Genomic DNA, 446 nt, shown 5'->3' on the forward strand with positions numbered 1-446 from the left:
CGCGTTCTCGACCATCGCGGTGCAGTCCTGCGACACACCGATCTGGCCGTAAGCCGACGCCACCAACGCGGCACCAATACCGCTGGCAGCAACATCAGCCTTCGCCTCCGGCTTCGGGGCCTCCTCGACCTTCTCAACCGGAGCAACAGCCTTCTCGGCGGCTTCCTCAACCACCGGAGCAACTTCCTCGGCCACAGCCTCAACCACGGGCTCCGGCTCTTCAACCACCGGAGCAGCCGTGGAGGTCACACCCGAACGCTCAAGATCCAGCTCAACAGCAGCAGAAGCCTGCACAGCCTCAACCTGCACCCGCGACGGAGCCGCAGCAGCAGCCTGGACCGAAGCCTCACGCTCAATATTGGTCGCCTGCGCCGGAACGCCGACAGAAAGAACCAGACCGGACGCGGCAGCAATCACAGCAGCCTGGCGGCCCACGGAACCGGCAT

Annotated in this window: 1 pseudogene; it reads right to left on the reverse strand. The window is 65.0% G+C overall.

The features are described from left to right. Positions 1–446, reverse strand: a pseudogene (locus tag HGO92_RS23245) (NlpC/P60 family protein); the annotation flags it as partial.

It is taken from the genome of Crystallibacter degradans (assembly GCF_012952295.1).
Lineage (GTDB): Bacteria > Actinomycetota > Actinomycetes > Actinomycetales > Micrococcaceae > Crystallibacter > Crystallibacter degradans.